The 26,094-nt window shown below is 47.6% G+C and carries 23 protein-coding genes; 10 read left to right on the top strand and 13 right to left on the bottom strand.

All coding sequences use genetic code 11. From position 1 onward, the window contains the following. The first annotated feature begins 6 nt into the window (after window positions 1-6). Window positions 7-636: a 3-oxoacid CoA-transferase subunit B gene (locus ABJO30_12610; GenBank protein ID MEP3233659.1), complete on the top strand. Its 630-nt coding sequence runs from the start codon at window positions 7-9 to the stop codon at window positions 634-636. A gap of 52 nt (window positions 637-688) precedes the next feature. On the opposite strand, the gene ABJO30_12615 is transcribed toward ABJO30_12610, so the two are convergent. Further along, window positions 689-2,311, bottom strand: coding sequence for an iron ABC transporter permease (locus ABJO30_12615; protein MEP3233660.1), 1,623 nt, complete (start codon window positions 2,309-2,311; stop codon window positions 689-691). 284 nt (window positions 2,312-2,595) lie between these two features. Between ABJO30_12615 and ABJO30_12620 the strand changes: the two genes are divergently transcribed. The 3 genes from ABJO30_12620 to ABJO30_12630 all read left to right on the top strand — a co-directional run bounded on the left by ABJO30_12620 (window position 2,596) and on the right by ABJO30_12630 (window position 6,639). After that, entirely contained in the window at window positions 2,596-3,156 is a 561-nt protein-coding gene (locus ABJO30_12620) for a LemA family protein (GenBank protein MEP3233661.1), read from the top strand. A gap of 52 nt (window positions 3,157-3,208) precedes the next feature. Next, window positions 3,209-5,179: a DUF2207 domain-containing protein gene (locus ABJO30_12625; protein ID MEP3233662.1), complete on the top strand. Its 1,971-nt coding sequence runs from the start codon at window positions 3,209-3,211 to the stop codon at window positions 5,177-5,179. A gap of 65 nt (window positions 5,180-5,244) precedes the next feature. Beyond that, complete coding sequence (locus tag ABJO30_12630) at window positions 5,245-6,639, top strand: glutamine synthetase family protein (protein ID MEP3233663.1); 1,395 nt, start codon at window positions 5,245-5,247, stop codon at window positions 6,637-6,639. A gap of 45 nt (window positions 6,640-6,684) precedes the next feature. Here the strand turns inward: ABJO30_12630 and ABJO30_12635 are convergent, their stop codons facing one another. Together ABJO30_12635 and ABJO30_12640 are read right to left on the bottom strand one after the other, a co-directional pair. Further along, a complete protein-coding gene (locus tag ABJO30_12635; GenBank protein MEP3233664.1) occupies window positions 6,685-7,344 on the bottom strand; it encodes a MarR family winged helix-turn-helix transcriptional regulator in 660 nt (219 codons plus the stop codon). Between the two features lie 107 nt (window positions 7,345-7,451). Next, window positions 7,452-8,387 (bottom strand): hypothetical protein, encoded by a 936-nt coding sequence (locus tag ABJO30_12640; protein MEP3233665.1) that lies wholly within the window; start codon window positions 8,385-8,387, stop codon window positions 7,452-7,454. 67 nt (window positions 8,388-8,454) lie between these two features. Between ABJO30_12640 and ABJO30_12645 the strand changes: the two genes are divergently transcribed. Beyond that, window positions 8,455-9,588: an MFS transporter gene (locus tag ABJO30_12645; GenBank protein MEP3233666.1), complete on the top strand. Its 1,134-nt coding sequence runs from the start codon at window positions 8,455-8,457 to the stop codon at window positions 9,586-9,588. A 201-nt stretch (window positions 9,589-9,789) separates the two neighbouring features. Beyond that, window positions 9,790-10,005 carry a hypothetical protein gene (locus ABJO30_12650; GenBank protein MEP3233667.1) on the top strand — a complete coding sequence of 72 codons (216 nt, stop codon included), beginning with the start codon at window positions 9,790-9,792 and terminating at the stop codon, window positions 10,003-10,005. Window positions 10,006-10,063: 58 nt separating this feature from the next. Here the strand turns inward: ABJO30_12650 and ABJO30_12655 are convergent, their stop codons facing one another. The 5 genes from ABJO30_12655 to ABJO30_12675 all read right to left on the bottom strand — a co-directional run bounded on the left by ABJO30_12655 (window position 10,064) and on the right by ABJO30_12675 (window position 14,202). Further along, the gene (locus ABJO30_12655) at window positions 10,064-10,603 is read right to left on the bottom strand and encodes a DUF934 domain-containing protein (protein MEP3233668.1); all 540 of its coding nucleotides are present in this window, start codon (window positions 10,601-10,603) and stop codon (window positions 10,064-10,066) included. 21 nt (window positions 10,604-10,624) lie between these two features. Then, entirely contained in the window at window positions 10,625-12,277 is a 1,653-nt protein-coding gene (locus tag ABJO30_12660) for a nitrite/sulfite reductase (protein MEP3233669.1), read from the bottom strand. Between the two features lie 38 nt (window positions 12,278-12,315). After that, window positions 12,316-12,615 carry a DUF2849 domain-containing protein gene (locus tag ABJO30_12665; protein MEP3233670.1) on the bottom strand — a complete coding sequence of 100 codons (300 nt, stop codon included), beginning with the start codon at window positions 12,613-12,615 and terminating at the stop codon, window positions 12,316-12,318. 180 nt (window positions 12,616-12,795) lie between these two features. After that, on the bottom strand, window positions 12,796-13,950 hold the full coding sequence (argE, locus tag ABJO30_12670) for an acetylornithine deacetylase (GenBank protein ID MEP3233671.1): 1,155 nt from the start codon (window positions 13,948-13,950) through the stop codon (window positions 12,796-12,798). Window positions 13,951-13,980: 30 nt separating this feature from the next. Further along, window positions 13,981-14,202: a hypothetical protein gene (locus tag ABJO30_12675; GenBank protein ID MEP3233672.1), complete on the bottom strand. Its 222-nt coding sequence runs from the start codon at window positions 14,200-14,202 to the stop codon at window positions 13,981-13,983. Between the two features lie 113 nt (window positions 14,203-14,315). Here ABJO30_12675 and ABJO30_12680 point away from each other — a divergent pair, with 113 nt between their 5' ends. Both ABJO30_12680 and scpA read left to right on the top strand, forming a co-directional pair. After that, window positions 14,316-15,755: a methylmalonyl-CoA mutase family protein gene (locus tag ABJO30_12680; protein MEP3233673.1), complete on the top strand. Its 1,440-nt coding sequence runs from the start codon at window positions 14,316-14,318 to the stop codon at window positions 15,753-15,755. Then, window positions 15,752-17,905, top strand: a complete 2,154-nt coding sequence (scpA, locus tag ABJO30_12685; protein MEP3233674.1) for a methylmalonyl-CoA mutase — start codon at window positions 15,752-15,754, stop codon at window positions 17,903-17,905. The genes ABJO30_12680 and scpA overlap by 4 nt, the downstream gene beginning before the upstream one ends. A gap of 60 nt (window positions 17,906-17,965) precedes the next feature. Here scpA and ABJO30_12690 read toward each other — a convergent pair whose 3' ends face one another. Then, window positions 17,966-19,765, bottom strand: a complete 1,800-nt coding sequence (locus ABJO30_12690) for an NAD(P)/FAD-dependent oxidoreductase (protein MEP3233675.1) — start codon at window positions 19,763-19,765, stop codon at window positions 17,966-17,968. 210 nt (window positions 19,766-19,975) lie between these two features. Here ABJO30_12690 and ABJO30_12695 point away from each other — a divergent pair, with 210 nt between their 5' ends. Further along, window positions 19,976-20,674, top strand: a complete 699-nt coding sequence (locus ABJO30_12695; protein ID MEP3233676.1) for a hypothetical protein — start codon at window positions 19,976-19,978, stop codon at window positions 20,672-20,674. Between the two features lie 48 nt (window positions 20,675-20,722). Here the strand turns inward: ABJO30_12695 and ABJO30_12700 are convergent, their stop codons facing one another. From ABJO30_12700 to ABJO30_12715, 4 genes are all read right to left on the bottom strand, one after another. Beyond that, window positions 20,723-21,670, bottom strand: a complete 948-nt coding sequence (locus tag ABJO30_12700) for a D-Ala-D-Ala carboxypeptidase family metallohydrolase (protein MEP3233677.1) — start codon at window positions 21,668-21,670, stop codon at window positions 20,723-20,725. Between the two features lie 122 nt (window positions 21,671-21,792). Continuing rightward, on the bottom strand, window positions 21,793-22,377 hold the full coding sequence (locus ABJO30_12705; protein ID MEP3233678.1) for a D-Ala-D-Ala carboxypeptidase family metallohydrolase: 585 nt from the start codon (window positions 22,375-22,377) through the stop codon (window positions 21,793-21,795). Between the two features lie 153 nt (window positions 22,378-22,530). After that, the gene (locus ABJO30_12710; protein ID MEP3233679.1) at window positions 22,531-23,358 is read right to left on the bottom strand and encodes an HlyD family efflux transporter periplasmic adaptor subunit; all 828 of its coding nucleotides are present in this window, start codon (window positions 23,356-23,358) and stop codon (window positions 22,531-22,533) included. A 207-nt stretch (window positions 23,359-23,565) separates the two neighbouring features. Next, entirely contained in the window at window positions 23,566-24,939 is a 1,374-nt protein-coding gene (locus ABJO30_12715) for an aspartate aminotransferase family protein (protein MEP3233680.1), read from the bottom strand. Between the two features lie 130 nt (window positions 24,940-25,069). On the opposite strand from ABJO30_12715, the gene ABJO30_12720 reads away from it, so the two are divergent. After that, a complete protein-coding gene (locus ABJO30_12720; protein MEP3233681.1) occupies window positions 25,070-26,080 on the top strand; it encodes a DUF2336 domain-containing protein in 1,011 nt (336 codons plus the stop codon). Window positions 26,081-26,094: the final 14 nt, after the last annotated feature.

A 26,094-nucleotide genomic window follows, 5' to 3' on the forward strand; every position in this document is an offset into this window, starting at 1 on the left:
TTGATCATGGCATGGGACCGCAATCAAATGGCCGAACGGGCCGCGCAAGAATTAGAAGATGGGTTTTACGTGAACCTTGGCATTGGCATTCCGACATTGGTTGCCAACTACATTCCTGAAGGCGTGGATGTCACCCTTCAATCAGAAAACGGCATGCTTGGCATGGGTCCGTTTCCAACAGAAGATGCTGTTGATCCAGACTTGATCAATGCTGGCAAGCAAACCATCACCGAGCTTGATCGCACGAGCTATTTCTCATCAGCTGATAGTTTCGCCATGATCCGTGGTGGGCACATCAACTTGTCGATCCTTGGCGCAATGGAAGTTGCAGAAAATGGCGATCTGGCCAACTGGATGATCCCTGGCAAGCTGGTTAAAGGCATGGGAGGCGCAATGGATCTTGTGGCTGGTGTTCAACGGGTTGTTGTGGTGATGGATCACGCGAATAAAAAGGGCGAAAGCAAACTTTTAAAAGCCTGTTCTTTGCCGCTTACAGGCGCTGGTGTGGTTGATCGCATTATCACGGGTCTTGGGGTTTTCGACGTTGTTGATGGCGGCCTCAAGATCGTTGAACTGGCACCGGATGTAACGATGGATGACGTGAACGCCGTGACAGAAGCGAACATTGTTAGCTAAGCGCTGATCCAATACTTCGAGATTTAAAGGCAGTCTTTATAGGCTGCCTTTTTTATTTCTGCTGCACTGACAAAAGAATAACGGGCACGAGGCCTACCACAATAATAGTTAGAGCAGGCAGTGCGCCCATTTCAAAAATCTCTAACGAGGCTGCATCATAAATGCGGGTGGCCAGCGTGTCTGTATTAAATGGCCGCAAGAGCAAGGTTGCTGGCAGCTCCTTCATGCAATCCACGAACACTAAGATACCGCCAGTAAGCAGAGCAGGTTTCATCAAGGGCAAATAAACCTGTTTCAACGTTGTCGATTGTGTTCGCCCTAAAGTGCGGGCCGCATGGGCGTAGTTTGGTGATAGCCGCTGGAAGCCAGCGTCGCTGGAACCGAATGCCATTGGTAGAAAGCGAATTGAATAAGCATAGATCAACGCAATGGATGTACCAGACAGCAACAGGCCCGTTTTAAAATCAAACAAAGACCGCGCCACACCATCCAACGCATTGTCAAAGGCGGCAAGTGGCACCAGCACGCCAATGGCTAAAATGACACCGGGCACGGCATAACCAAGCGTGGTAAGCCGCACCAAGAATTCCCAAACACCTGATAAGCGCAGGCTGGATGCATAGGCAAACAGAAAACCTGCACCAACGGTTACAAACATCGCAGCTAACGACAAAAAGACCGAAGTTCTAGCGGGCTTAATCAACTCAACAAGCCCACCATCAAAACCATACGCAATGGCACTTTCTGCAAGTACAATCACAGGTACGATAAACCCTAAAAGAACAGGCACGCCACAAGCAGCAATCGCAAATACTACTTTTCGTCCCTTGAGTTTAAAGGGTTGAAAGCCGATCATTTTTCCAGTTGGCGAATAGAGCCGTTGCTCCCGTCTGGCGCGGCGTTCTATCCAGAGCAGGAACGTGATGATTGCCAAGAAGAAAAGAGCAATTTGCGCTGCTGTTGAAAGGCTCGAACGGTTCAGCCAAACATCATAAATGGTGGTTGTAAGGGTCCGCACACCGAAGAATTCTACGGCTCCAATGTCATTGGCAGCTTCCATAAGTGCAAGTGCGACACCAATAATGATCCCTGGCCTTGCCATCGGCAAACCGATCTCTTTGAACAATCGCCAAGGCCTTGCACCAAGGGTGCGGCAAGCATCAAACGTGCTGGCGGTTTGCATGGCAAACGAGGCGCGGCTTGTGAGATAGACATAAGGGTATAGTACCAACGACATAATGACGATCGCACCATTGGTGGTGCGATAGTCTGGGAACCAATATTGCTTCACCGATGTATAGCCAAACAGGTCGCGTATGAATGTTTGCAACGGGCCTGTAAAACCCAAAAACTCAATATAAGCAAAAGCAGAGACATAAGTTGGCAAAGCAAGTGGCAACAGCAACAGCACAGCAAAAATACGCCGCCCCGGAAAATCACACATCGTGACCAACCAAGCGGTAGAAACACCGATCAAAGTCACCAAAATCCCGACACCTAAAAGCAGATAAAGCGTTGTGCCAATGGTTGAAAATAAGATCGTCTTGAGAAGGTGCGCCCAAAGAGATGCATCAAACGCACCAGCAGCCATGAAAAAGAGCGCAATAAAGGGCACGGAAACCAGCAGAAACAAGAACCCCATCAGCACACGCAACCGCAAATCTAGGCTACGCATTTTTGCAGGGTTAGTACCTTTCAAAATGGCAGCGTTTTGCGCGGAAGGCTGGAGCGGAGATGTCTTACTGGACAATACGTTTTTCGGCACGTTTTTCGGCGATGCCGACCTAATAGTTGAGTAACCAAGTCAGAATTATTTATTGCTCAGTGACCACTAAAGTCAATTGATAACAGACAAGAAATTTGCAAACGCCGCCGCCTTGCCTTGTCTTTGTCCCTTTTCGCACTAAGATATGAGCCATATTGAAGCTTTTATAAGGTTTTGAGATTCAGGGGTTTTTTATGGAATATATTATTATTGGCGTGATCATCGCGATCATTTTCTATGTGATTACGATTTACAATGGCTTGGTCAAAGCCCGTCAAATGGTTCGTGAAGCATGGAGCGGCATTGATGTGCAGCTCAAGCGACGCTCCAATCTCATTCCAAATTTGATTGAAACCGTCAAAGGCTATGCAAGCCACGAATCTGACACGCTTGCAGAAGTCACAAAAATGCGCACGGCAGCTGGAAATGTCCACGGTGATGATGTTGCAGGTCGCTCGGCTGCAGAAGGAATGCTGGGCATGGCGCTAGGCAAATTGATGGCAGTTGCAGAAGCATACCCTGACCTTAAAGCGAATGAAGGTTTTCGCGACCTTCAAAACTCGCTTGAAGAGATCGAAGATGAAATTCAAATGTCGCGCCGCTATTACAATGGCACCGCGCGGGATTTAAACACGAAGGTGGAAAGCTTCCCTTCCAATCTGGTTGCTGGTCAATTCAAATTTGCGCAGGCGGATTACTTCGAAATTGAAAACGCAGCAGAACGTGCTGTACCAAAAGTTGATTTCGGTTCTTAGGCGGACTGGGGCGGACTGGGGTGCATCTCTTGCACTCTTAAGAAGGTAAAAAATGATGCGGATTTATGACAAGCGCCTGTGCAAGCAGAGCGGCTTTTTAGCACTTTGCTTTTTGATGCTGTTTGGCTTGAGCTTAGGGCTCAGCGCAAACAGCCATGCGCAGTCTTCGCAGGGCGAGGTCATTACCAATTTTCATGCTGACATTGAGGTGCAGCAAAATGGTGATTTGATTGTAACGGAGACGATTTCGGTTATTGCTAAGCAACAAAAAATCAAGCGCGGCATCTTCAGAGATTTTCCACGGACCTTTATTGATGACAAGGGGGCAACCCAGAAGGTCGGTTTTAAAATTCTCTCAATTATCCGCGATGGTGAGCCGGATTCTTATCATCATAAATGGTCACCTTCTTGGGTAAGAACCTATATTGGCAAGGAGGATTATTACTTAAAACCAGGTGCACATACCTACGAAATTAAATATTGGACCGACAGACAAATTCGCTTTTTCAATGAGCACGATGAGCTTTACTGGAATGTGACGGGGAATGGATGGGATTTCCCGATTGACACGGCAAGTGCCAGTGTTCGCGTGGTTGAAGGTGGGCTGATCACCGATGTTAATTTCTTCACTGGCCCCGCTGGTTCAACGGATCAAAATGCCGATGCCCGTGTCAGTGCAGACCAACGCTCAGCCAATTTTTCAGCCACCACCAAGCTTGCGAGATACGAAGGCCTGACGATTGTTGCAAAGCTTGTAAAAGGTACAGTTGATGCCCCTTCCGGCAAGCAAAATTTCAGCTGGTTTATGCGTGATTTCGGTCACATTGTCGTGGCGGTCCTGACCCTTTTCGTCATCTCCATTTATTATCTGTTGACGTGGTTTCGAATTGGTCGAGACCCAAGTGGTCACACGGTTGTTCCGCGTTGGGATTTGCCAGATGGCATGTCCCCTGCTCTTGTCAATTACATCGATAAGAAAGGGCTTGATGATGATGCCATGGCTGCTGCAATACTTAGCCTCGCGATCAAAGGCCTAGTTATCATCGACAATGCCGGAAAAAAACTCCACATCATTAAGACTGATGCAAAACCTGCTGAGGCGCTCCCAACTGGGGAGAATGCTATCTACAAAAAATTGGATGCGAATGAGGTGTTCAAGTTCACAAAATCAAATGGAACATCAGTCGCAGGCCTCAGAAAAGCTTTTCGAGATGCTCTCGAAAGTGAACATCGTGGGGTTTATTATAAGCATAACAGCCTGTGGGTTGCACTTGGTGTCGTGCTAAGTATCGCTGGCTTGGTTGCCACAATGATATACAACTCTTTGGGCATCGCACTTCTAGTGCCTCTTATTCCCACTACTATCGTCGGCTTTGCAATTATGGGCCCAATCCTTTCAACCGTTCGCAATTTGAAGCGCAATGATGGGTTAGCCACAAAATTGCTTTCGGTCATAAAGGTAGGATTCATCATTGCGCTAGCATTTGGTTTAATCGGATCATTTATCTCCAAATTCGTCGCAATTTTCGAAGATTCTGACCTGAGCATCTTCATAGGTGTCGTCAGTACAATCGCGGCGGTGAACGGTCTGTTTTATTTTCTTCTGGGCGCGCCAACAAAAATTGGCGCTAAGAAAAATGCTGAAGTTGAAGGGCTGCGCACCTACCTAAAATATGCCGAAGAAGACCGGATGAACCGACGCGATGCACCTGAAATGTCGCCACAGCTTTTTGAAAAACTCTTACCTTATGCCGTGGCTTTGAACGTTGAAAAACCTTGGTCGCAAGCCTTTGATACTTGGCTTGCAAGTGCAGCCACTGGCAGCATTGGCTCTACCTATCAGCCACACTGGAGCTCGCGCCGATACAGGCATGGTAATATTAGTGATGGCTTTGGCAATATCGGCAATTCCATTGCAAGTTCTATTTCTTCTTCCATGCCGAAACCAAAATCATCTTCCTCAGGGTTTTCCGGCGGCAGCTCCGGCGGTGGCGGTGGTGGCGGCGGTGGCGGTGGCTGGTAGAAACACCATAGCCATGATAAACACCTGTCCTAGAACTCAAAGCAGCTATTAAATTAGAGGTTATCATGGATACCAAAGCGCCACCAGCAATCGCCCAAGCGCGCGGTGTTGCCAATGAAAGCGAAGCTCTGGAATGGCTGCGTGAAAGAAACATCGATGATATTGAGCTGATCATTCCAGATCATGCAGGCGTTGCTCGTGGTAAGATGATGCCCGTTGCTAAGTTTTTCTCCTCTGGGAAATCAGCAATGCCTCGTTCGATATTTACCCAAACCATCTCTGGCGAATATCCAGAAGATGATGAGGGTTTTCAATATGACCCGATCGATAGCGATTTTCACCTTATCCCAGACTATTCAACACTGACCATTGTTCCTTGGGAAACCGACCCTACTGCGCAACTTATTCATGATGCAGCTAATCATGATGGCACCCCGCTGCAAACATCTCCGCGTGAGGTATTGCGCCGTGTGATTGGGCTTTATGAAGATATTGGCCTCAAACCGATTGTCGCACCGGAGCTCGAATTTTATTTCGTCAAACCGAACATTGATGCCGATAATCCCATTGAGCCGCCGGTAGGCCGATCTGGTCGGGCAGAAGTAGGCCGCCGCTCCTTTTCGATCTCAGCGCTCAATGAATTTGATGAGGTGATCGACGACATTTATGATTTTTCGGAAGCACAAGGCCTAGAGATTGACACCCTTATCCATGAAGAGGGTGCGGCACAGATGGAAATCAACCTGCGGCATGGCGACCCGTTAGAACTTGCCGATCAAGCCTTTCTATTCAAGCGTACCATTCGCGAAGCTGCCCATAGGCATGATATGTACGCGACCTTCATGGCAAAGCCGATGAACCAACAACCCGGTTCCGCCATGCATATTCACCAATCTTTGGTGGGACTTGAAAATGGCTTTAATGCATTTTCTAAAGATGATGGTTCACCGACTGATTTATTTTCTCACTTCATTGGTGGTCATCAAAAATATTTGCCGCATGTCATGTGTATGTTAGCGCCCTATGTGAATTCCTACAGGCGGCTTGCGAAAAACCAAGATCCAGTATCTGCCAATTTATGTTGGGGGCATGACAATAGAACAGTTGGCCTGCGCGTTCCAAGGTCATCACCGGAAGCACGACGGTTAGAAAACCGCATCCCATCATCCGATGCAAACCCTTATCTTGCAATTGCGGCCTCTCTTGCCTGCGGATATTTAGGCATTAAAGAGCAACTCCAGCCTGATGCGCCTTTGCAAGATAATGGCGAAGATAAAGATTCAGGCTTACCGCGTTGGCTCCTAGATGCTGTCGATCTTTTTGGGCAATGCGACCCGCTGAAGGAAGTATTTGGTGAGCAATTTGTTGGAACTTATCGCGCGATCAAACTGTCAGAATTTGAGACTTTTATGGGCGTGGTAAGCACATGGGAACGCGAGCACCTGCTTTTGCAAGTCTAAACCGTTCTAAATGTCTAAGGTTATTTGCTTGGCTGCTTTATGTGCTTAAGCAACGTCTTTTTGTCTTTCAGCCTGATTAGGCTGCATAGCTGGCGATGCGATTGGACTACGACGTGAACCAATTGGTCGGCGGAAGCCGTGCTCTGTTGCAGCATCCTTCCACTCTTCATGACAACCATTAACCGCACAGAATTCTTGCGGGCACATTTCTAATTCGCATACGCGACAAACGAAGTGTTGATCATCGCCACCAATCACCACTGAAGGCATCATTTTGCCGAGTAAATCGAATAAAGTCTGCATCTCGCTATCATCAAGCGCACCTGTCATCGGTTGCAATATTCGACGGCGGGCATTCAGCATTTCGGTCAAAAGCTCTTCGCCTGCTAAAGACAAGTGAACTTTCTTGCCCCGACGATCTTCAGGGTCTAACCGACGCTCAATCAAGCCATCCCGCTCTAAAACATCCAATAGACGAACGAGACTAGAATGCTCAATATTCAACATGCCTGTTAGCGTTTTGATGGATGAACCTGGCTCAGAACCTATCTGATTGATGGCATAACAAGTGGTCACACCGCGGCCAGTTAAAGTCGTCCACGCATGGTCAACTTTGTCAGATAAGGCACAAGCAAACGCTCCGACGGCATTTCCAACGAAATCATCTTTTGAAACTTCGACAGGAAGATTATTGAGATCAGCCATTACGAGCAGGCACCTTAATTATTTTTTATACTAACATTTGCGGAAATTACGAAATAATTAGGCGTAATGTAAAGTCAAAAAAAAATTACCATTAATATATTCTAGATTTAGGCTTCGCAAACGACCGAAATTCCGTCCCGCGCTAGGCCCGTTGCAGAATATTCTCGATCATCAAAAAAGTATTCCAGCCATTTATCCACAATACGCCGTCCATATAAAACAGGCAGTTCATGCGTGTGAACCTCTTTAATCTGTTCCGCGAAAGCTGGATCCTTATGGCCTGCAACCCATTGACTTTGGTCAGCATTTAAATGGATTGGGCATATTGAGGTATCTGTGATGGCTTCATAATTCTGGATAGTTTTTGCTGCGACACGCTGCCATTGAGCGACACAGCCCATAAGAGCTGCTTCAAGTTCGTCGCGGTCGTTAGTTAGATCTTTAACCGCAACGCCATGGCGAAGCTCAATCATATCTGCCACGAAAGTAGAAAACGCATACATATCAGACGACATATTGACGGCTGGCAGTGGCATTGCGAGCAATGGGTCATAAAGCGGGTCGTTTGGATTATTGGATTGCGGACAAAAAGCAATGCACTCAAAGTCATCAAAATCAGTCAACACACCAGTTATAGGACAATGCAACCTGATTGTGGACGTCAAGGCTTCCCCATTTGCAAGAGCACACGGCGGCACGCTCGAAATTTTCTGCATTTGGCGCGCAAGGAAATGAAAAACCTCGCTAACGGTCACCTTAGGGTCGGCATATTGTTGTGAATTAAAAATATAAAGACAAGCGACGGCTTCGCGACGGTGCAATTTCTGTTTAAATTCTTCGAAAACATTTGGTACTGTATCAATATCAGCGGTTTGCACCATATACCGGCCACGCATGGTTTCACGACGACCTGCCACACAGGGTAAATCCCGTTTCATCCAGGCGATTATTTGGTTCGTTGCCTCATCGTTCGTGAGCAATTGACTAGGCGGTTTGGCAAATTCCAAATCACCGTCAATCGGCTTGTAAGCTAAAGACTGCATAGTGCCCCCCATATATATGTATGGAGAATGCATTTAAATGAAAATTAAACAACGCGATTTACAATAAATGCTAAGAAACCACCGCCTTTTCCTTGTTTTATATGGGTCTTTCCTTGCTCAAATCGTTCAGGTCGGCATTTTTCCACTTTTCTTGGCTCAAAAATTAAGTGACTTAGGCGTTTCTCTACCTACAATTGGTTGGGTTGTTGGTAGTCAATGGCTTGCAGTACTAATTATTGCGCCATTTATCCCTCGATTTATGTCTAAAATTTCCCTTGAACAATTTAATCGAATTTCCGGTGCTGTAACGGTGATTGGATTACTTCTTATTACGACAAATCATCTGGTTTTAATTATGCTATCAGCGCCTTTTATTGGTGCAGGTTTGATTCAACGCTGGGTTTCTTGCGATGTTTTAGTTGTGCGCCTTAGTCCAAAGAATAAAATGGGCCGCATGATCGGCATCCATGAAGCACTTATGGGATTTGCCATAGCGGTTGGGCCTCTCATGTTTGCCTGGCTTAGCTTAAATCAAGTTTTAATCGCAGCCCTACTCATTGCCACGATCTCTACGATGCTCTTTTTCTTAATTGGAAAAAACGAAGTCGTAGACGAAACAGAAGATACTCCATTACTTCGCGCTGATTTCTTTTTGATTCAAATTGCCCTTGTTGCAGCGTTAACAGGCGGCTTCATCGAAACAGCTGCCATTGCCTTCTTCCCATTTTACTTTGAAGAAAATGGGTTTCCACTTACGGAAAGCGCGTTATTTGTCGCCTCTTTTGGTTTAGGCGGAACATTGCTCCAACTACCTCTTGGGCTGCTTGCTGACAAAATCGGATACCGCCTCGCCCAACTTATTGTCTCCATCACAGCCCTCGCCTCACTTGGCCTCACTGTTATATATGGTTCTTCGTTCACGGTTGTGATTGCTGTATTGTTCATAATGGGCGGCGCAGTTGGGGCGTTTAATACACTTGCTGTGTTACAAGCAGGTGCTCAAATTTCTGCAAAGAAAAGCGCTGCTGCTATGGCCGCAATAGCATTCTCCTACACATTGGGAGGCATTTTGGGGCCCATTATCTCAGCATGGACGCTTGAGCATTACTCGCAAAATATGGTGATTTCCGTCTATACCCTCACAATTTGCATCTTACTGGGCGTCATCGTAAGCACCAGATTACGACCATCTAATACATAAGTTTATATGTGCATTACATACATTCTTATTGTGATTGGCTTTGCTCGCGAAAATATGCCTATTACCTAGGGTAATACCTTAAGTTAAATTGAGCGCCCTTCGGCAAATCTGGCATTTCGTATGTATCACTACACACCTGTCTTGAAACCTATTGGCGTTAATAGTGTGCCTGCTTTTAAAGCAGCGTCAGCGAACAGATCAATGTCACGCAATTCTAAATTTGTATATCAAGTCTTGAAAGACGCCGCCGTGATCGGTGGTGGCCCCTTGGCGGGATCGCTTAGTGAAGCGCGACAAGCTCTGGAACAATTGATATCTAACGGTGAACTTTCCCAAATTTATTGGACTGGCATCACATCCGTAATCATGCTCGACAAAGATCAAAACAAGATTACAAGTTACAGCCTATCTAAGTAGCAGGATCAGCGCCGCCTCTAGGTGCGGCGCAATTTACCCATTATCAAAATCAATAAAATTAAGCGGCCGAGCGCTGCTGTGAGCCAGCTTCTGCTTTAACAACTGAAAGCCAAGGACGTTTAGTGTCAACGCTTGCAATGCGATTTGCATCTAATGCATGCTGATAGTAGCGCGGCATATCTGGCCACAGGCCACGATCAAGACCGGTTTTAACGGCATTTGACGACACCTCAAAAGAAGTTACACCACAGCGTTCTAACATTGGCATTTGATCAATGATGTAGGCACCGCGCGCACGAATTTCGCGTTCAAAGCCAAATTTTTCACGGATCAAACGTGCGATCGAAAAGGCTGTACCATTTGCAAAGGCTGGGAAGTTCACAACAACCATATCGAAATACTCAAGCACGCTTGCAACCACATCAATATCGTCACTTGCTGCGACACTCAGAGCAAGACGACCTTCATGATCTGCCCATGAGCCACTTTGCCAATCTTCGAGACTAATGATGACATCACCTGACAGCTTGTTTTCGCCATCAAACTCAGCCCAGCTATTTGCTTCAAAGCGACCGTTTGTCCAAACTTGATTTGTCATAATCTTGTTCCTTTATTCAACTTAGCCGTAAAGCGCTTGCTTAAAGGGCGCATCACCGAGACGGCGATAGGCCTGAATGAATGTTTCGTCTTCTTGTTCGCGGATATCCAGATAGGTATCGACGACTGTTTGAACCGCATCCACAATCTCATCTGATGTGAAGCCGCGACCCGTTATTTTTCCGATTGATGTATTCTCATCACCTGAGCCACCAAGCGTGATTTGGTAGAGTTCTTCACCCTTACGATCCACACCCAAAATTCCAATGTGCCCCACATGGTGGTGACCACAGGCATTAATGCAACCTGAGATTTTGAGCTTCAAATCACCAATATTTTTTTGACGTTCAATGTCCGCAAAACGCTCGCTTAAGCGCTGTGCAACAGGGATAGAACGCGCAGTAGCAAGAGCACAATAATCAAGACCTGGGCAAACAATCATATCTGTGATCAGGCCCGCATTCGCTGAATGCAATTTCGCTTTAACCAGCGCATCATAAACAGCAGGCAAATCATCAAGCTTCACATGCGGGAGGATAACGTTTTGCTCGTGGCTTACACGCAACTCGTCAAAACTATACTGCTCAGCAATGTCAGCCATTGCTTCCATTTGCTCATCTGTCGCATCACCTGGAGGCGCTCCAACGGGCTTCACTGAAATTGTAACGCTCGTGTAGCCGTGTTTCTTATGGATATGAAGATTACGCTCAGCAAAAATTGCAAAAGAACGGTCGCTTGCAACGCGGTCTTCGAAAGCTTTGCTTGTTGATGGCAGCTCTTCAAATGCAGGATCTTGGAAATATTCCTCAATCGCACGAATGCTCTCATCTGGGAGACGTAACACTGTGTCTTTAATGCGATCAAATTCCGCATCAATGTCAGCCTTCAACTCATCAAGTCCTGTCTCATGGACAAGAATTTTGATGCGGGCTTTATACTTATTATCGCGACGGCCATACATGTTGTAGACACGCAAGATTGCTTCGCAATAGGCGATGATATCGTTTTCAAGAACAAACTCATTGACGAGCTTGCCAACCATTGGCGTACGCCCAAGACCACCGCCAACGTAGACTGCAAAACCAATCTTGCCAGCGTCATCCTTTTTAACTTGAAGCCCAATATCGTGCGCCCGCATTGCCGCTCTGTCTTCTTCAGATGCAATAACAGCGATCTTAAATTTGCGTGGCAAAAAGGTAAATTCAGGGTGGATGGTTGACCACTGACGCAAGATTTCAGCGTAAACGCGCGGGTCTGCAGCTTCATCCCTCGCCGCACCAGCGAAATGGTCTGAGCTCACATTACGAATACAATTCCCTGAAGTCTGGATTGCATGCATTTCAACGCTTGCAAGGTCTTCCAAAATAGCTGGAATATCTTCAAGCTTTGGCCAGTTATATTGAAGGTTTTGGCGCGTCGTGAAGTGACCATAACCACGGTCATATTTACGAGCGATATGAGCCAACATCCGCATCTGGCTGCTGTTCAACGTGCCATAAGGAATGGCAACCCGCAGCATATAAGCGTGCAGTTGAAGATAAACGCCATTCATCAAACGAAGCGGCTTAAACTCATCTTCTGTCAATTCACCAGAAACGCGACGCTCCACCTGATTGCGGAATTGCTCCACACGCTCAGATACAAATTTCGCGTCAAATTCATCGTAACGATACATTCAAAAACCTTTCAAATCTTGCAAAGTCATCGCGCCAATTAGGCTGCGTAAAAACCTTCAAGTTTCATTTCTTCGCCATAAGCAATAGTTGGACCTTCAGCGCGAATACGTTCGCGGAATTTGGAAGGACGCAAACCTTCAGCAGTTTCCTCAACATCAATTTCATAAACACCGATCACAAGGCCGTTTACTTCATCTTGTTGAGCCGCCTGCAAAGCAGCGCCAAAACCCTCAGCGTCAAAGATCGCAGCTTTTGAAAACTCGCCACTCCACTTGCCATTTTCGGACAAGAAAAGGACGTTACCAACATGAAGTTCGTTTGCTGTAATTGCTTTCATAATCGACACCTTTCACATGAGGTTGAGACCGCTTGGCGGTTTCATTCACGACGGAAGATAAGATTTTGGGCCCAAAATTACCAAGATTGGTGTTTCAAACACAGGCGAAACATAGGAAAAATCATCTCTCAAATGCCGTTTTCGCGCAAAAAGAGGCATATTTTTCCAAAAAACGGATGATTATTGGAGAGCCTTTGCAACACCCTGCATAAAATCCCAGCCTTTGGAGACTTGATCCAACGTTATAAATTCATCAGGTTGATGGGCTTGATCAATCGAGCCTGGGCCGCAGATAACGGCTGAAAAACCAGCCGCTTGGAACTGCCCTGCTTCCGTTGCATAAGAGACCGCGTGGGTGCCGTTATCTCCGGTAATTTGCCGCGCAATCCGCTCCGCACCGCCATTGTTTTCAGGCACAAGTCCGGGCACCACATCACGGCGGGATAATACCACTTTTGCATCCGGTGCAATGCCCTGCATTACAGGCTCAATTTCATCGCGAATATAGGCTTCAAAGCTTTGATAAAACTGCAAAGGATCTTCGCCCGCAATGGTGCGGATGTCTGTTGAGAAGACGCAATCTTTTGCCACGATGTTGCTCGCCGTTCCGCCTTCAACCAACCCACAATGCAAGGTGGAAAATGGCGGATCAAACGGTGATTTTGGGTCAGCACGACGGCGGTTTTCTAGCATGGTTTCTTCAAGCCAATTGATGAGCCGCGCCGCTGTCATAACGGCGCTCACGCCACGATTCCATTGGCAAGAATGCACTGAATGACCGACCACATGGGTATTCACCCCGAGGATGCTTTTATGCCCCGTCACCACCTGCATATCGGTCGGCTCACCCACAATGACGGCCATAGGCGACGGCACTTCATCCGACATTTTCTTAATCATGGAAGGCGCACCAATGCAGCCGATTTCCTCATCATAAGAAAACGCTAAATGAATTGGCTTGCTCGGCTTACTGGCTAAAAATTCTGGCAAAATACCCATCGCCAACGCGCAATAGGTTTTCATATCTGCAACACCGCGCCCGAAATATTTGCCGTTCTTTTCAACCAGTGAAAAGGGGTCTGTCGTCCAATCTTGCCCATCAACAGGCACAACATCCGTATGACCAGATAACACCACCCCACCCGATTCATTCGGGCCGATGGTCGCGTAAAGATTGGCTTTGGAGCCATCTTCATTCGGCACAAGCTTCGCCTCAACGCCGAGCTTACTCAAATAATCACGCACGAAGTCCAGCAGCGCCATATTGGAATTGCGCGACACTGTGTCGAAGCTGATTAGTTTTTCGATGAGATGGGCGGGGATTTGATTAGTCATGAATGATCATTCTTTGTCTTATATGAGTCCCTAACGCCATTCGCGACCGCTGTTAAGATTTTTATTTTGTTCATTGAGCTTGTGAACTTTATCGGGATCAGCATCTGGCTCCCAATGGGTCATTTTTTTAGGTAACTTCTTCTCATCATAACGATACTTTTGTTTGCGTTGCCACCAAAATACCCCGACAGCAGAAACACACAAAATTACTGCAAAAATTAGAATTTCCCTAAAAATCACGAAAATATCCACGATACCTACCTTGCATTTATGCGAAACTATCTCGCATTTGAAAATTAACAGCTGAATGAAAATTTCTGCTAACAGTATAACAACATAACAGAATAATTGAAGGCCGGATCGAAATGTCGATACCTGACAACATCAAGTTTCCTGACCCCAGTATGGAAAACTGGCGGCACGCAGCTGAGAAGGCGCTGAAGGGTGCTGACTTTGACGAAACCTTGCTTTCCAAAACAGCTGACGGCCTCACAATCAATCCGCTTTATGAGCGCCACGATAATGCAACGCCTATCAGCCGTGCTGCCCCTGCAACGCCGTGGGCTGTTGTGCAAAAAATGGATCACACCGACCCCCTTGAAGCGAACAAACAAGCGCTTGATGATTTGATGAATGGTGCAACGGGCATTGCTATGGTGTTTGCCGATGCACATTCTGCTCGTGGGTTTGGTTTGGTGGCGGAAGCTGACACGTTTGATATTGCACTCGAAAACATCGACCTTAACGCCATCAAGCTGCACATAGAACCCGGCCCGCGCGGTAAGAAGACGCAAGAATTGTTTTCAGATTACGCGAAACGCGCTGACTACGACATCTCAAAACTCAACGTGCGATTCGGTCTTGATGCCATTGGCGCAGTCGCTTCATGTGGCACCATGCGCTGGCCTTTTGCAGACATTCAACAGCACATGCGCGAACAATGGCAAAACCGTCTTGATGACGGATTTAAAGGTCCGTTCTTTGAAGCCGATGGCCGCATCTTCCATGATGCGGGCGCGACTGAAGCGCAAGAACTTGCGATCGTTTTAGCCAATGCCCTCGCCTTCTTCCGCACCCTAGACGCGAAAGATGGCAACACGCGATTGGCAGCGGACGCGATTGGCTTCACGCTTTCAGCTGATAGCGATCAGTTCATGACGATTGCAAAATTCCGCGCTCTTCGCCTGTTATGGAACCGCGTGCAACAAGCAAGCGGACTGACCGCGACGCCTGCTAACATCCACGCAGAAACAAGCTTTAGAATGTTGGCCACCGCCGACCCAAACACCAACATGCTACGCATTGCGAGCGCTGCGTTTGCGGCTGGTGTCGGTGGTGCTGATAGCGTTACCGTTGCCCCCTTCACCAATGCACTCGGCCTACCCAACAGCTTCGCCCGCCGCATGGCGCGCAATGTTCAGTCGATCTTTTTGGAAGAGAGTAATCTCTATCGTGTCAGCGACCCAGCAAGTGGCAGCGGCGCGTTTGAAGCGCTCACCACTGAACTGGCGAAAGAAGCTTGGACACTCTTCCAGAAAATTGAAGCAACTGGCGGCATTGATCAGGCGCTCACAGGTGGCCTTATTCATGGCTGGATTGCCCAAGCAAATGTTGCAAGACGCAACGCCATTCAAAACGGCACGAAGCCCATTCTTGGCATCAATCTCCATCAACATGATGGCGCTAACGACGCGGGCGTTTTGAATATTGAAAAGCGGCCAACACTCGTAATCACAAAGGGAGCGCTGACCATCGAGCCGCTGCCAACCATCCGCGATGAAGACCTATTGGGAGACGCATCATGATCCCTGATTTTACGAAAATAGATTTTGCGACTGAAAGCACTAAGACAGAAAAAGGCGATGCTTGGACAACGCCTGAAGGCATTGCGGTTGATACGTCTTATGATAATCGCGATCTTGCAGGTCTCAACTTCCTCGATACGAAATCTGGCATCGCCCCTTATATTCGCGGCCCCTACCCAACCATGTATGTGCAGCGTCCTTGGACAATTCGCCAATATGCGGGTTTTTCGACAGCGGCTGATTCAAACGCGTTTTATCGGCGCAATCTAGCCGCGGGCCAAAAAGGCCTTTCCGTCGCCTTTGATCTTGCCACCCACCGTGGCTATGACAGCGACCACCCTCGAGTTGCTGGCGATGTGGGCATGGCAGGCGTTGCGATTGATTCAATCCTTGATATGCGCCAGCTCTTTGATGGTATTCCGCTGGATGAAATGTCCGTTTCCATGACCATGAACGGTGCGGTCCTGCCCGTTCTCGCACTCTTTATCGTGGCAGGTGAAGAACAAGGCGTTGATCAGGCGAAACTCTCTGGCACCATTCAAAATGACATCCTCAAAGAGTTCATGGTTCGCAATACCTATATCTACCCGCCGACGCCTTCCATGCGGATTATCTCCGATATCTTTGCTTATACGTCTGAGAACATGCCGAAATTTAATTCGATTTCGATCTCTGGCTATCACATGCAAGAAGCGGGTGCGACGGCTGATCTTGAGCTTGCCTATACGCTGGCTGATGGTATTGATTACATCAAAACGGGTGTTGAGGCTGGCCTCGATGTCGATAAATTCGCGCCACGCCTTTCGTTCTTTTGGGCGGTAGGCATGAACTTCTTTATGGAAGTTGCGAAAATGCGGGCTGGCCGATTGTTATGGGCAAAGCTTGTCTCTGAACGGTTCAGCCCTAATGATGCGCGCTCGATTTCGCTGCGTACGCATTGCCAAACATCAGGCTGGTCGCTTACCGCACAAGACGTGTTTAACAATGTAACCCGCACCGCCGTTGAAGCCATGGCTGCGACCCAAGGTGGCACGCAATCCTTGCACACAAATTCGCTTGATGAAGCGCTGGCTCTACCGACAGATTTCTCCGCCCGCATCGCGCGCAACACGCAAATTTTCTTACAAAAAGAAAGCGGCACCACACGGATTATCGACCCATGGGGCGGCTCTAGCTTCGTTGAAAAACTGACCCATGATCTGGCTGAAAAAGCACTCGCTCATATCGAAGAAATTGACGCTCTCGGCGGCATGGCAAAGGCGATTGAGGCAGGCATTCCAAAACAACGCATTGAAGAGGCTGCTGCCCGCACACAAGCGCGTATTGATACAGGCGCGCAGACTATCGTTGGCGTGAACAAATATCTGACCGACGACGAGAAGCCGATTGATGTGTTGAAAGTTGATAATGCTGAGGTGCGTGCAGGACAAATTGCCAAGCTTGAAAAGCTCCGTGCTGAGCGCGATGAGGCAGCGTGTCAAACAGCCCTTAAAGCGCTCTCAAATGGCGCCGCAGGAGATGCAAACCTTCTCGATCTTTGCATAAAAGCAGCCCGCGCCCATGCATCCGTTGGCGAAATGTCGGATGCCATGGAAAGCGCTTTCACCCGCCATAAAGCCGTGACCAAAGCAATTTCAGGCGTCTACCGCAACGCGGCACTTTCGCCAGAGCAGCTTGATAAAGTCGCCAGCATGGTTGATGTGTTTAAAGATAACGACGGCAATAAGCCGCGTATTTTGGTCGCAAAAATGGGCCAAGACGGACACGACCGCGGGCAAAAAGTTATCGCCTCAGCCTTCATCGATATTGGCTTTGATGTTGAGATCGGCGACCTGTTTGCAACGCCTGAAGAAGTGGCGGATCAAGCGAAGACAACAGGTGTCGATATTGTTGGCGTCTCGTCACTCGCGGCAGGTCATTTGACCCTTGTGCCAGCCCTGAAGAAAGCGCTATCAGAACGAGGCCTCGACCACATCATGATCGTCTGCGGTGGCGTGATCCCGCCGCAAGATTATGATGAGCTCATGGCGCTTGGCGCTGACGCCATCTTCCCGCCTGGTACGGTGATTTCAGAAGCGGCGGAAAAACTGGTTACAGACCTCAATGCCCGCAAAGGTTATGAACAGAAACCGCTTGAGGCTTATTTGTGAGAATAAGATGGGGGAATGGATGAACCATGCCCCCAAATCAGCCTTTCAAACAAAGGCCATTTACGACTTATGATGACTCTCTTGTAAGCCGTAAACAGACACAGGCAAGCCTTCCATCCGCGCTTTAATTTGCAAGGATAGAAATTGCGAATAATGGCGTGATTGGTGAAGGTTGCCGCCATGAAACCACAGGGCGTCTTGTTGGGTCGGCTTCCACATATTGCGTTGCTCCCCTTCCCATGGCCCCGGGTCTTTGGGCGTGTCAGAGCCAAGCCCCCACACTTTACCAACCTTATCTGCTGTGGGTTGATCGACAAGATCAGCCACCCAACCATTCATCGAACCATAGCCCGTGGCGTAGACAATAAGATCAGCCTCAAGTTTGGTTCCATCAGCAAGGACAACACCGTCTGAGACGACTTCTGTGACCTGCCCATTGGCGAGTTTAATCTTACCATCGATAATCAGCTGGCTTGCACCCACGTCAATATAATAGCCTGAACCACGACGTAGGTATTTCATGAACAGCCCCGAACCATCCGCACCCCAATCAAGGTCAAACCCTGCTTTTTCTAGGCCTGCATAAAAGTCAGCATCGACCTCTTTGATCTTGTCATACACAGGAATTTGGAATTCATGCAGGATTGCATAAGGCAGAGAGGCGAAGATCATGTCGGCTTTATTGGTGGTCATACCGCTCGCGACAGCACGCTCAGAATAAAGGTCTCCTAGCCCGATCTCCATCAATGGTTCAGAGCGGACGATATGCGTGCTTGAGCGTTGAACCATGGTGACATCAACGTCGTTTTCCCAAAGGGCGGCGCAAATATCGTGGGCAGAGTTATTGGAGCCAATCACAACCACCTTTTTACCCTTATAGGCGTCAGGTCCAGGGTGCTTGGAGGAGTGTTGTTGCTCGCCTTTGAAACTATCCATGCCGGGGAAATCTGGCATGTTCGGTTTGGCGGACATGCCCGTGGCGAAGATCAATTGCTTTGGCTTGAGCGTTACCGTTTCGCCATCGCGGTCCACAGTAACGGTCCACTCCTTGGCCGCTTCATCAAAGCTTGCGTTTTGGCACGTGGAGCGCGTCCAGTAGTTCAACTCCATGATTTTGGTATACATTTCCAGCCAATCGCCGATCTTGTCTTTTGGCGCAAAGACCGGCCAATTCGGCGGGAATGGAAGATAAGGCAGATGATCGTACCAAACAGGATCATGCAAGCAGAGTGATTTATAACGGTTGCGCCAACTGTCGCCGGGGCGGTCGTTTTTCTCGATGATGATGGTTGGCACGCCGAGTTGACGCAACCGCGCGCCTAAGGCAATGCCGCCTTGCCCTCCACCAATAATGACGGTGTAGGGCTGAGCAGAATAGCCAAGATCGGCTGCTTCTTTCTCTCGTTCTTCTTTCCAAGTCAGGCGGCCTTTTCCAGCCCCATGTTTCGCGCCTAATGGACGTTCCATGCCCATTGGTTCTTCATGGCCTTTAAGTTCCACCATTGACGTGAGCAATGTCCAAATCAGGCCGTCGCGCAGGCGGATCAACCCATAACCGCGCGATACGCCAGTCTCAAAACCAATCCACGCTGTTATGATACCACCATCTTCAGCAGCAGCCTCTCCCTCAGCAATGTGCCAATTAGAGGGTTTAACGGAAGCGAGCTGTTTAGACAGCATATCAGCGATTGCTGCCCTGCCCTCCATCGTCTTGATATTCCATGTGAATGAAACCAAATCGCGCCAATAACTATCATCAGTAAATAAATCAGCAGCGGTAGCAGCATCCCCCGCAATCATGGCTTCATTTAATTTCGCAAGGACTTGTTCGACCTCGTTATTTGCATCGTTCTCAAGCATCTCATCCTCCCAAATGAATTTCATTATATTCACCCAGCCTAGGCGCTAGAAAGCGCGCTTGGCAAGTTTGGTCGATAAACGCTTTGGTGAAGGCTCCCCTCAAGCACCTCACGTCCGTCTTCTCAACAACGTGAGTTACACAAGATAGACATGAGATAGTCGTTTAACTAACATTTCCCGATTATCCATTCAAAAATGAAAGAGAAAATAATGACGCGCATCATTAAAAATACAACTTTCCTTGCAGCGTTCGCGTTGTCTGTTTGTGGCGGAGTTATCGCTGCTAATGGGCAATCTGCGGATGCTGAGAAAATGTCATTCTTCATCACCAGCACTGGTGGCGGTGATGGCGCTAACTTTGGTGGTCTTGAGGGGGCAGACAACCATTGTGCAGCACTTGCAAGCAAAGCAGGTTCAGTCAAAGAATGGGCCGCTTATTTGAGTGCTCAAATGATTATTGACCGCAGCAGCGGCAAGCCAGTTGTTACAAATGGCATCAGTGCTCGTGACCGTATCGGTTCTGGCCCTTGGCACAATGCCGTTGGTGAGCTGATTGCTAACAACGTCGATGAATTGCACAGCGACAAAGCCAACATTGGCGGCAAAACCGCGCTTGATGAAAACGGCAAACCAATCAACGGTCGCGGCAGCAAGCCAAACCAACATGATATTTTGACAGGGTCAGATTCAGCTGGTTATTTCTCGACAGCTGGTGGCGATACAACATGCGGCAACTGGACCAAAAATGGTGCAGGCTCTGCCATTGTTGGTCACCATGACCGAGTTGGCTTGAATGTGTCTCGCAATATGGTCTCGTGGAATTCTTCCCACGGCACAGCTGGTTGTGGCCAAGCAGATCTACCCAAAACTGGTGGTGCTGGCCTGCTTTATTGTTTTGCAAAGAAATAAGCTAAGCATTTGGTGTCCGGACTTATTGGTTCGGGCACCCTTACTTAATTAGCTCCGACGACGCTTGCGGCAAGGGTGATGCCAATTACGGCGCGGACCTACGTCCACGTGAACAACGCCCTTACAGCCATAAACGCCGACACCACCGCGATCTGGCAATGAGCGGACATATTTGGCGAGCACGTATTTATCAACGCCACGCACTTTAATATCAGCTGCCTGACATTTGGTGTGATATGAGCCTCGAGAACCGCCAATGCGTCGGTTATAGGCGGCGTTGCGATAGCCCGAACTCACCTCAGGTTTTTTGCCAAAACGATTATGGACCTGCCCTAAGATTTTCCGCAGCCGACCAGGAAAACACTTCGTATTCACACGATCATTTGCGAGAGAGTAGGAGGCATAGGAAGTAAGCGTTGGTAAGATCGCTTTTGTAGGCGCGACACTGGCCACAGTTTTAGGCGCTTTTTCTTCAAGCGTCCCTTCAAGTCCCGTTTTGAGTTTCACACCGGGCAAAGACGCTGCTTTAGAATTTTGGTTTAATTTCGTGGTTTTAGCGGAAGGTTGTGACAAAGCAAGGTTTTGCGCTGCCGCATGCGCTGCGCTATTTTCAACGACCGCCGTTTCTGATGCGCTAGCTGTCGCTTTAGAAGCGCTGGCGCCTCCTTTAGTCGCAGCCAACTGCTGATTTTCGACAGCTTTTGCGTCTAAAGTGGTTTTAATTTTTAAATACGTCGACTTTTCATTCGCAAGAAATGTTGCATTTGGCACGGGATAAGGGATGCCAGCCGTGCGCGCGGCCAAAACCTCTTGAGAGACATCAGCCGTAATGCCCGTTGGGTTAGGGAAAGATGATGCTTCAATCGTAGGCTTAATTGGTTCAGGTGCAGCGGCACCAAAGCCAGCTTCTTCCCTGACGGCACAACCAGTTGTTATGGTCGCAAAACACACTAATGCACACCAATAACTGCGCGGTATAAACGTTGAAAGCGTCATCGCAAGGAGAGCCCGATTCCAATTAACCAACTGATTCAGCTTTGAACCAGTTACCCTCTCTAACCTAGTCTCTCTACAACTTCAAGTTTCAAAATCTCAGTTTGTATATTGCAAACAGAAGATTAGCTTCTACGGCGGCAACGCCAATGCCATTGACGCTTAGGACCAACATCGACATGGACCGAACCATTACAGCCATATGTGCCGACACCACCCACAGATGGAATGGTCTTTAAGAAGCGTGCCAATTTGTACTTATTGACGCCTGGAACACGTATATCAGCGGCCTTACACTGCACATGCATAGAGCGTCTTGCACCACCTACACGGCGATTGTGCCTTTTGCTCCGAAAGCCTGAGCTAACGATCGCTGTCGTGCCATAGCGCGCCCGAACTTTATTTAAAACATTGCGTAATCGGGTTGGAAAACAAGACGTATTCACGCGGTTATGCGCTGCACGGTAAGCAACGTATCGCTTCAATGTTTTCCCTGATGTTTTCTTCTTTGCGGTCTTGGAAGACGGTTTCCGGCTCTTCTTCCGTGCTTTTGCACCTTGGGCTTTTGAACTTTTTTCCGACTTATCGATCTTGAAAGATGGTGTAGTCACTGGTTCAGCAATACTGGTGAATGCTTGAACTGGTGATTGCGTATTAATCACAGCAACCCAAGCGGCCGCAAACGCGGTAACTTTTAATATTCTTCTCATGGGGTGTGTCCGAATGATTGTTGTTATTATTTGTTTTGCATGAGCTTTTTGCTCTTCAAGAAATTCGGCTTCTCTGCTCCAATTTTGGCGCAAATGTGTCAAAGCAGACACTAAATGTTGCAATGCAGTATATTTGGTGAGGAATCTTAATGGTTATAAACCAAGTTCACGCAGGAAAACCTTGGCAATTTGTCGAAACGCTCTGATGCCAAAACTCTCAGCCGTAGCAACCACATGGATGGTTCCGCGCAGTGCGTTATCAGTAATAAGAAGACCGCCTTCTTCAACAAGAAATCTTACTTGATAAACCGCTTCAATTGGTTTCATTTGACCTAAATTGTCTTCACTTTCTTCGACGGCAATGCCACCGCCATAGGTGGATTGGAAGTACGGCAAAGCGACCTCGCGCTCGCCCGCTTCAGAAGTTTCGACAATCGAGGCATTGATGCTTGAACGGAATAAGTCTTCCGGCACGAAACGCGCAGCCGCACCAATTTGAAGCCGATGCCTGTCTGTTTCACTCACGAAAGCACGCACTTCCATTTTCTCAAATGAGGCAATTTCAACCAACACATTGGAGCGATTCACAACATCTCCAACACGCACTTGCTCATCGAGAAATGTAACAGTGCCAGAAATTGGCGCTTCACGCTTCAAGTCTGCATTTTGTAGATGAATTGAACGAAGTTGGTTTTCTTCTGCCAAGAGTGAGTTGATATTGATTTGGATATTGGCCCGTTCTTCTTGGTCTGCGACTTGGCGCCCAAGACGCTTTTTCAAGAGGTCAATCCGCAAAGATGTCTCGCGCAATTGATAATGGAGTGGGAGAGAACTCAGAGCAAAAATAGGATCGCCAGCTTGAACCATAGCCCCCGCTTCCACAGACAAAGCCGTCAACTCACCGGCAACAGGTGGATACATTTTCACTTGATCGTGGGCTTGATAAAGTGCTGGCAATGAAATTCGCAGAGGTAAAGGCACCCAAAACAAGACCATAATCGTGACGAATATAACCCATGCGTTTTCTCGCAAAAGTTGTATTTATCTGAAATACAATTACCACGCGAAACACTAACAAGGCGTTAATTCAGATTGCAATACATTATAATACACTTATAAGCTGTATATTGAATATAAAAAAACTGCCAATACTACTCGGCAGTTTTTCTTTTGAACAAGGCAAGCCTTCTAAGAGGTTAAATGCACGTGAGCTTGATCTAAGACACGACCAACTTTCTCAACAAATTCATCTATGGTCGCACGGTCCCAAGTGAGTGGAGGCGACATAATCATTGTATCCCCGACCGCTCGCATAATGAGTTGATTTTCAATACAAAAATCTCTGCAAACACCCCCAGCATGCCCTTCATTCGGGAACCGCTCATTGGTCTGTTTATTGGCGACAATCTCAATGGCACCTAAAAAACCAAACGCCCGCACTTGCCCAACCAGAGGATGGCTTTCTAAGGTCGCCAGCTTCTCAGCCAGATATGGACCAGTATCTTCTTTAACCCGCTCAATCATCCCTTCTTCTTGGATAATACGCAGGTTTTCAAGCGCAACAGCACAAGCGACAGGATGTCCTGAATAGGTGTACCCATGGACAAATTCACCGCCTTTATGAATCAATGTATCGGAAATTCGCTTACCCACTAAGACAGCAGACAACGGAATATAACCTGAAGTGATCGCCTTGGCTGTCGTGATTGTATCTGGCTCAATGCCGTAATGGTTTGCTGCAAACCATTCACCTGTGCGGCCAAAGCCTGTAATCACTTCATCAAGACACAGCAAAATATCGTATTTGTTGCAGATGCGTTTGATTTCTGGCCAGTAAGTCGATGGCGGAACCCGCACACCACCTGCCCCTTGAATTGGCTCTGCAACAAATGCTGCCACTTTGTCAGCACCCACACTCAAAATTTCATCTTCGAGTGCTTGGGCGGCACGCACACCAAAATCATCTTCGCTCTCACCTGGCAACGCCTCGCCAAAATGATACGGCGACATGATGTGATTGATACCAGGCAACATTGTGTGGAGTTGCCCATGCATTGCAGACATCCCACCCAAAGAGGAGGCGGCAACAGTTGAACCATGGTACGCATTGTGGCGAGAAATAATGACTTGGCGTTCTGGCTTGCCTTCCAAAGCCCAATAGTGCCGGATCAACCGAATAACAGTGTCATTCGATTCTGATCCTGATGAGCCGTAGAAAACATTTTCAATACCATCAGGCGCCAGCTCAATCAGTTTTTCTGACAGAAGGATTGGAGAAGGTGTCGTGCATTGGAAAAACGAATTATAATACGGTAGTTCAAGCATTTGCTCTCGCGCAACTTCTGCAAGTTCTGGTCTGCTATAGCCAATATTAACGCACCATAACCCCGCCATAGCATCGAGAAGGCGTGTGCCTTCGCTATCAATCACATAATTCCCATCACAAGCGCTGATAACACGCGTACCCTGAGCTCGCAGCTCTTTGTAGTCGCAAAACGGATGCATATGATGCTGCGCATCAATTTGCTGCAGCATCTCTAGCGTATAATTTTGGTAAGCCATCTTAACTCCTCACTAACCAAGAATTGCGTTGTTGCGTTCAACCTAACTGAGATATGGCTTCTCGTCTGTAACTTTCAAAATTTGTTTAGGATTATCATCCATTGTGATTCCAAACGGAATATTGAACCTAATGTTTGCAGCCCTCAAGAATGATCTAACCGATTGCAGCCCTGCAAAGCAGCGCAAGCTGATACGCTTCGTGTCCTCAACTTGCAAAAATAGCGTCGAATTGTTTGGAGGCGAACAATTAAGCACTCTGGCGGAATTGGTCGAACCGTTGATCGATTCCAGTGATGATTATGAAGTAATCATCGATGCAGCAAATACATTCGCAAGGCTTGATTTCTCACCGCATAGCTTAATCTTAAAGTTTGCACACAAAGAAATCGCCATTGCAGCGCCTGTCCTAGAACATTCGATTATACTCAATGATGATGACTTAATCGACATTATGAAAAAGTTTGATTCAAGCTACTGCAAATATATTGCACGACGCACTGAATTGACCAATCTGGTAACCGATACCCTTATTTCGAATGCTGACATGAATACGTTGATTTCAGCACTCAAGAATCCGGGTGCTACTTTTTCTGCCGAGGGCTTTAAGGAGCTTGCAACAATCGGTTCTGTTGATAAAATTTTTGGCCAAGCGCTCTTTGATAGGAGCGACATGCCGGTAAGCTTAGCAGAACCAGTTGGTATTAATCTTGGGATCGATGAAACGCTTCTCCCAACGATAATTCAGAAATCCATTTTGAATATTCCAGAAGCGTCACCAAAGAATGCAAAAACTCAACGTGAACAAAGCCTCTACTTACCTAAAGCACAGGCTTGCATTGATCACTTAAATAAAAATCGAACAACGCTCGACGAGTGCGTTGTTGAGCTTGCGCAATCTGATAGCTACCAAGAAACCTGCCAAGTTCTGGCTTATGTAAAGCAACAGAACGAAACGAAAATCACTGCTATCTTCAAAAAAATGAATGGCATGCAGTTCATTCAGCTGTGCAATGGTTTGAAATTGTCGGAAGATGCATTTGAAGCGATTGCAAAGCTTCGGGTCGCGAACACACGCTTAAGTGCAAAACAAATACCGATCATGCTACAGCAGTATAAAAGCATGGCGAGCATGCGCACTTAACTGCATTACTGCGC

This window comes from Hyphomicrobiales bacterium (assembly GCA_039973685.1).
Taxonomy (GTDB): Bacteria; Pseudomonadota; Alphaproteobacteria; order Rhizobiales; family JACESI01; genus JACESI01.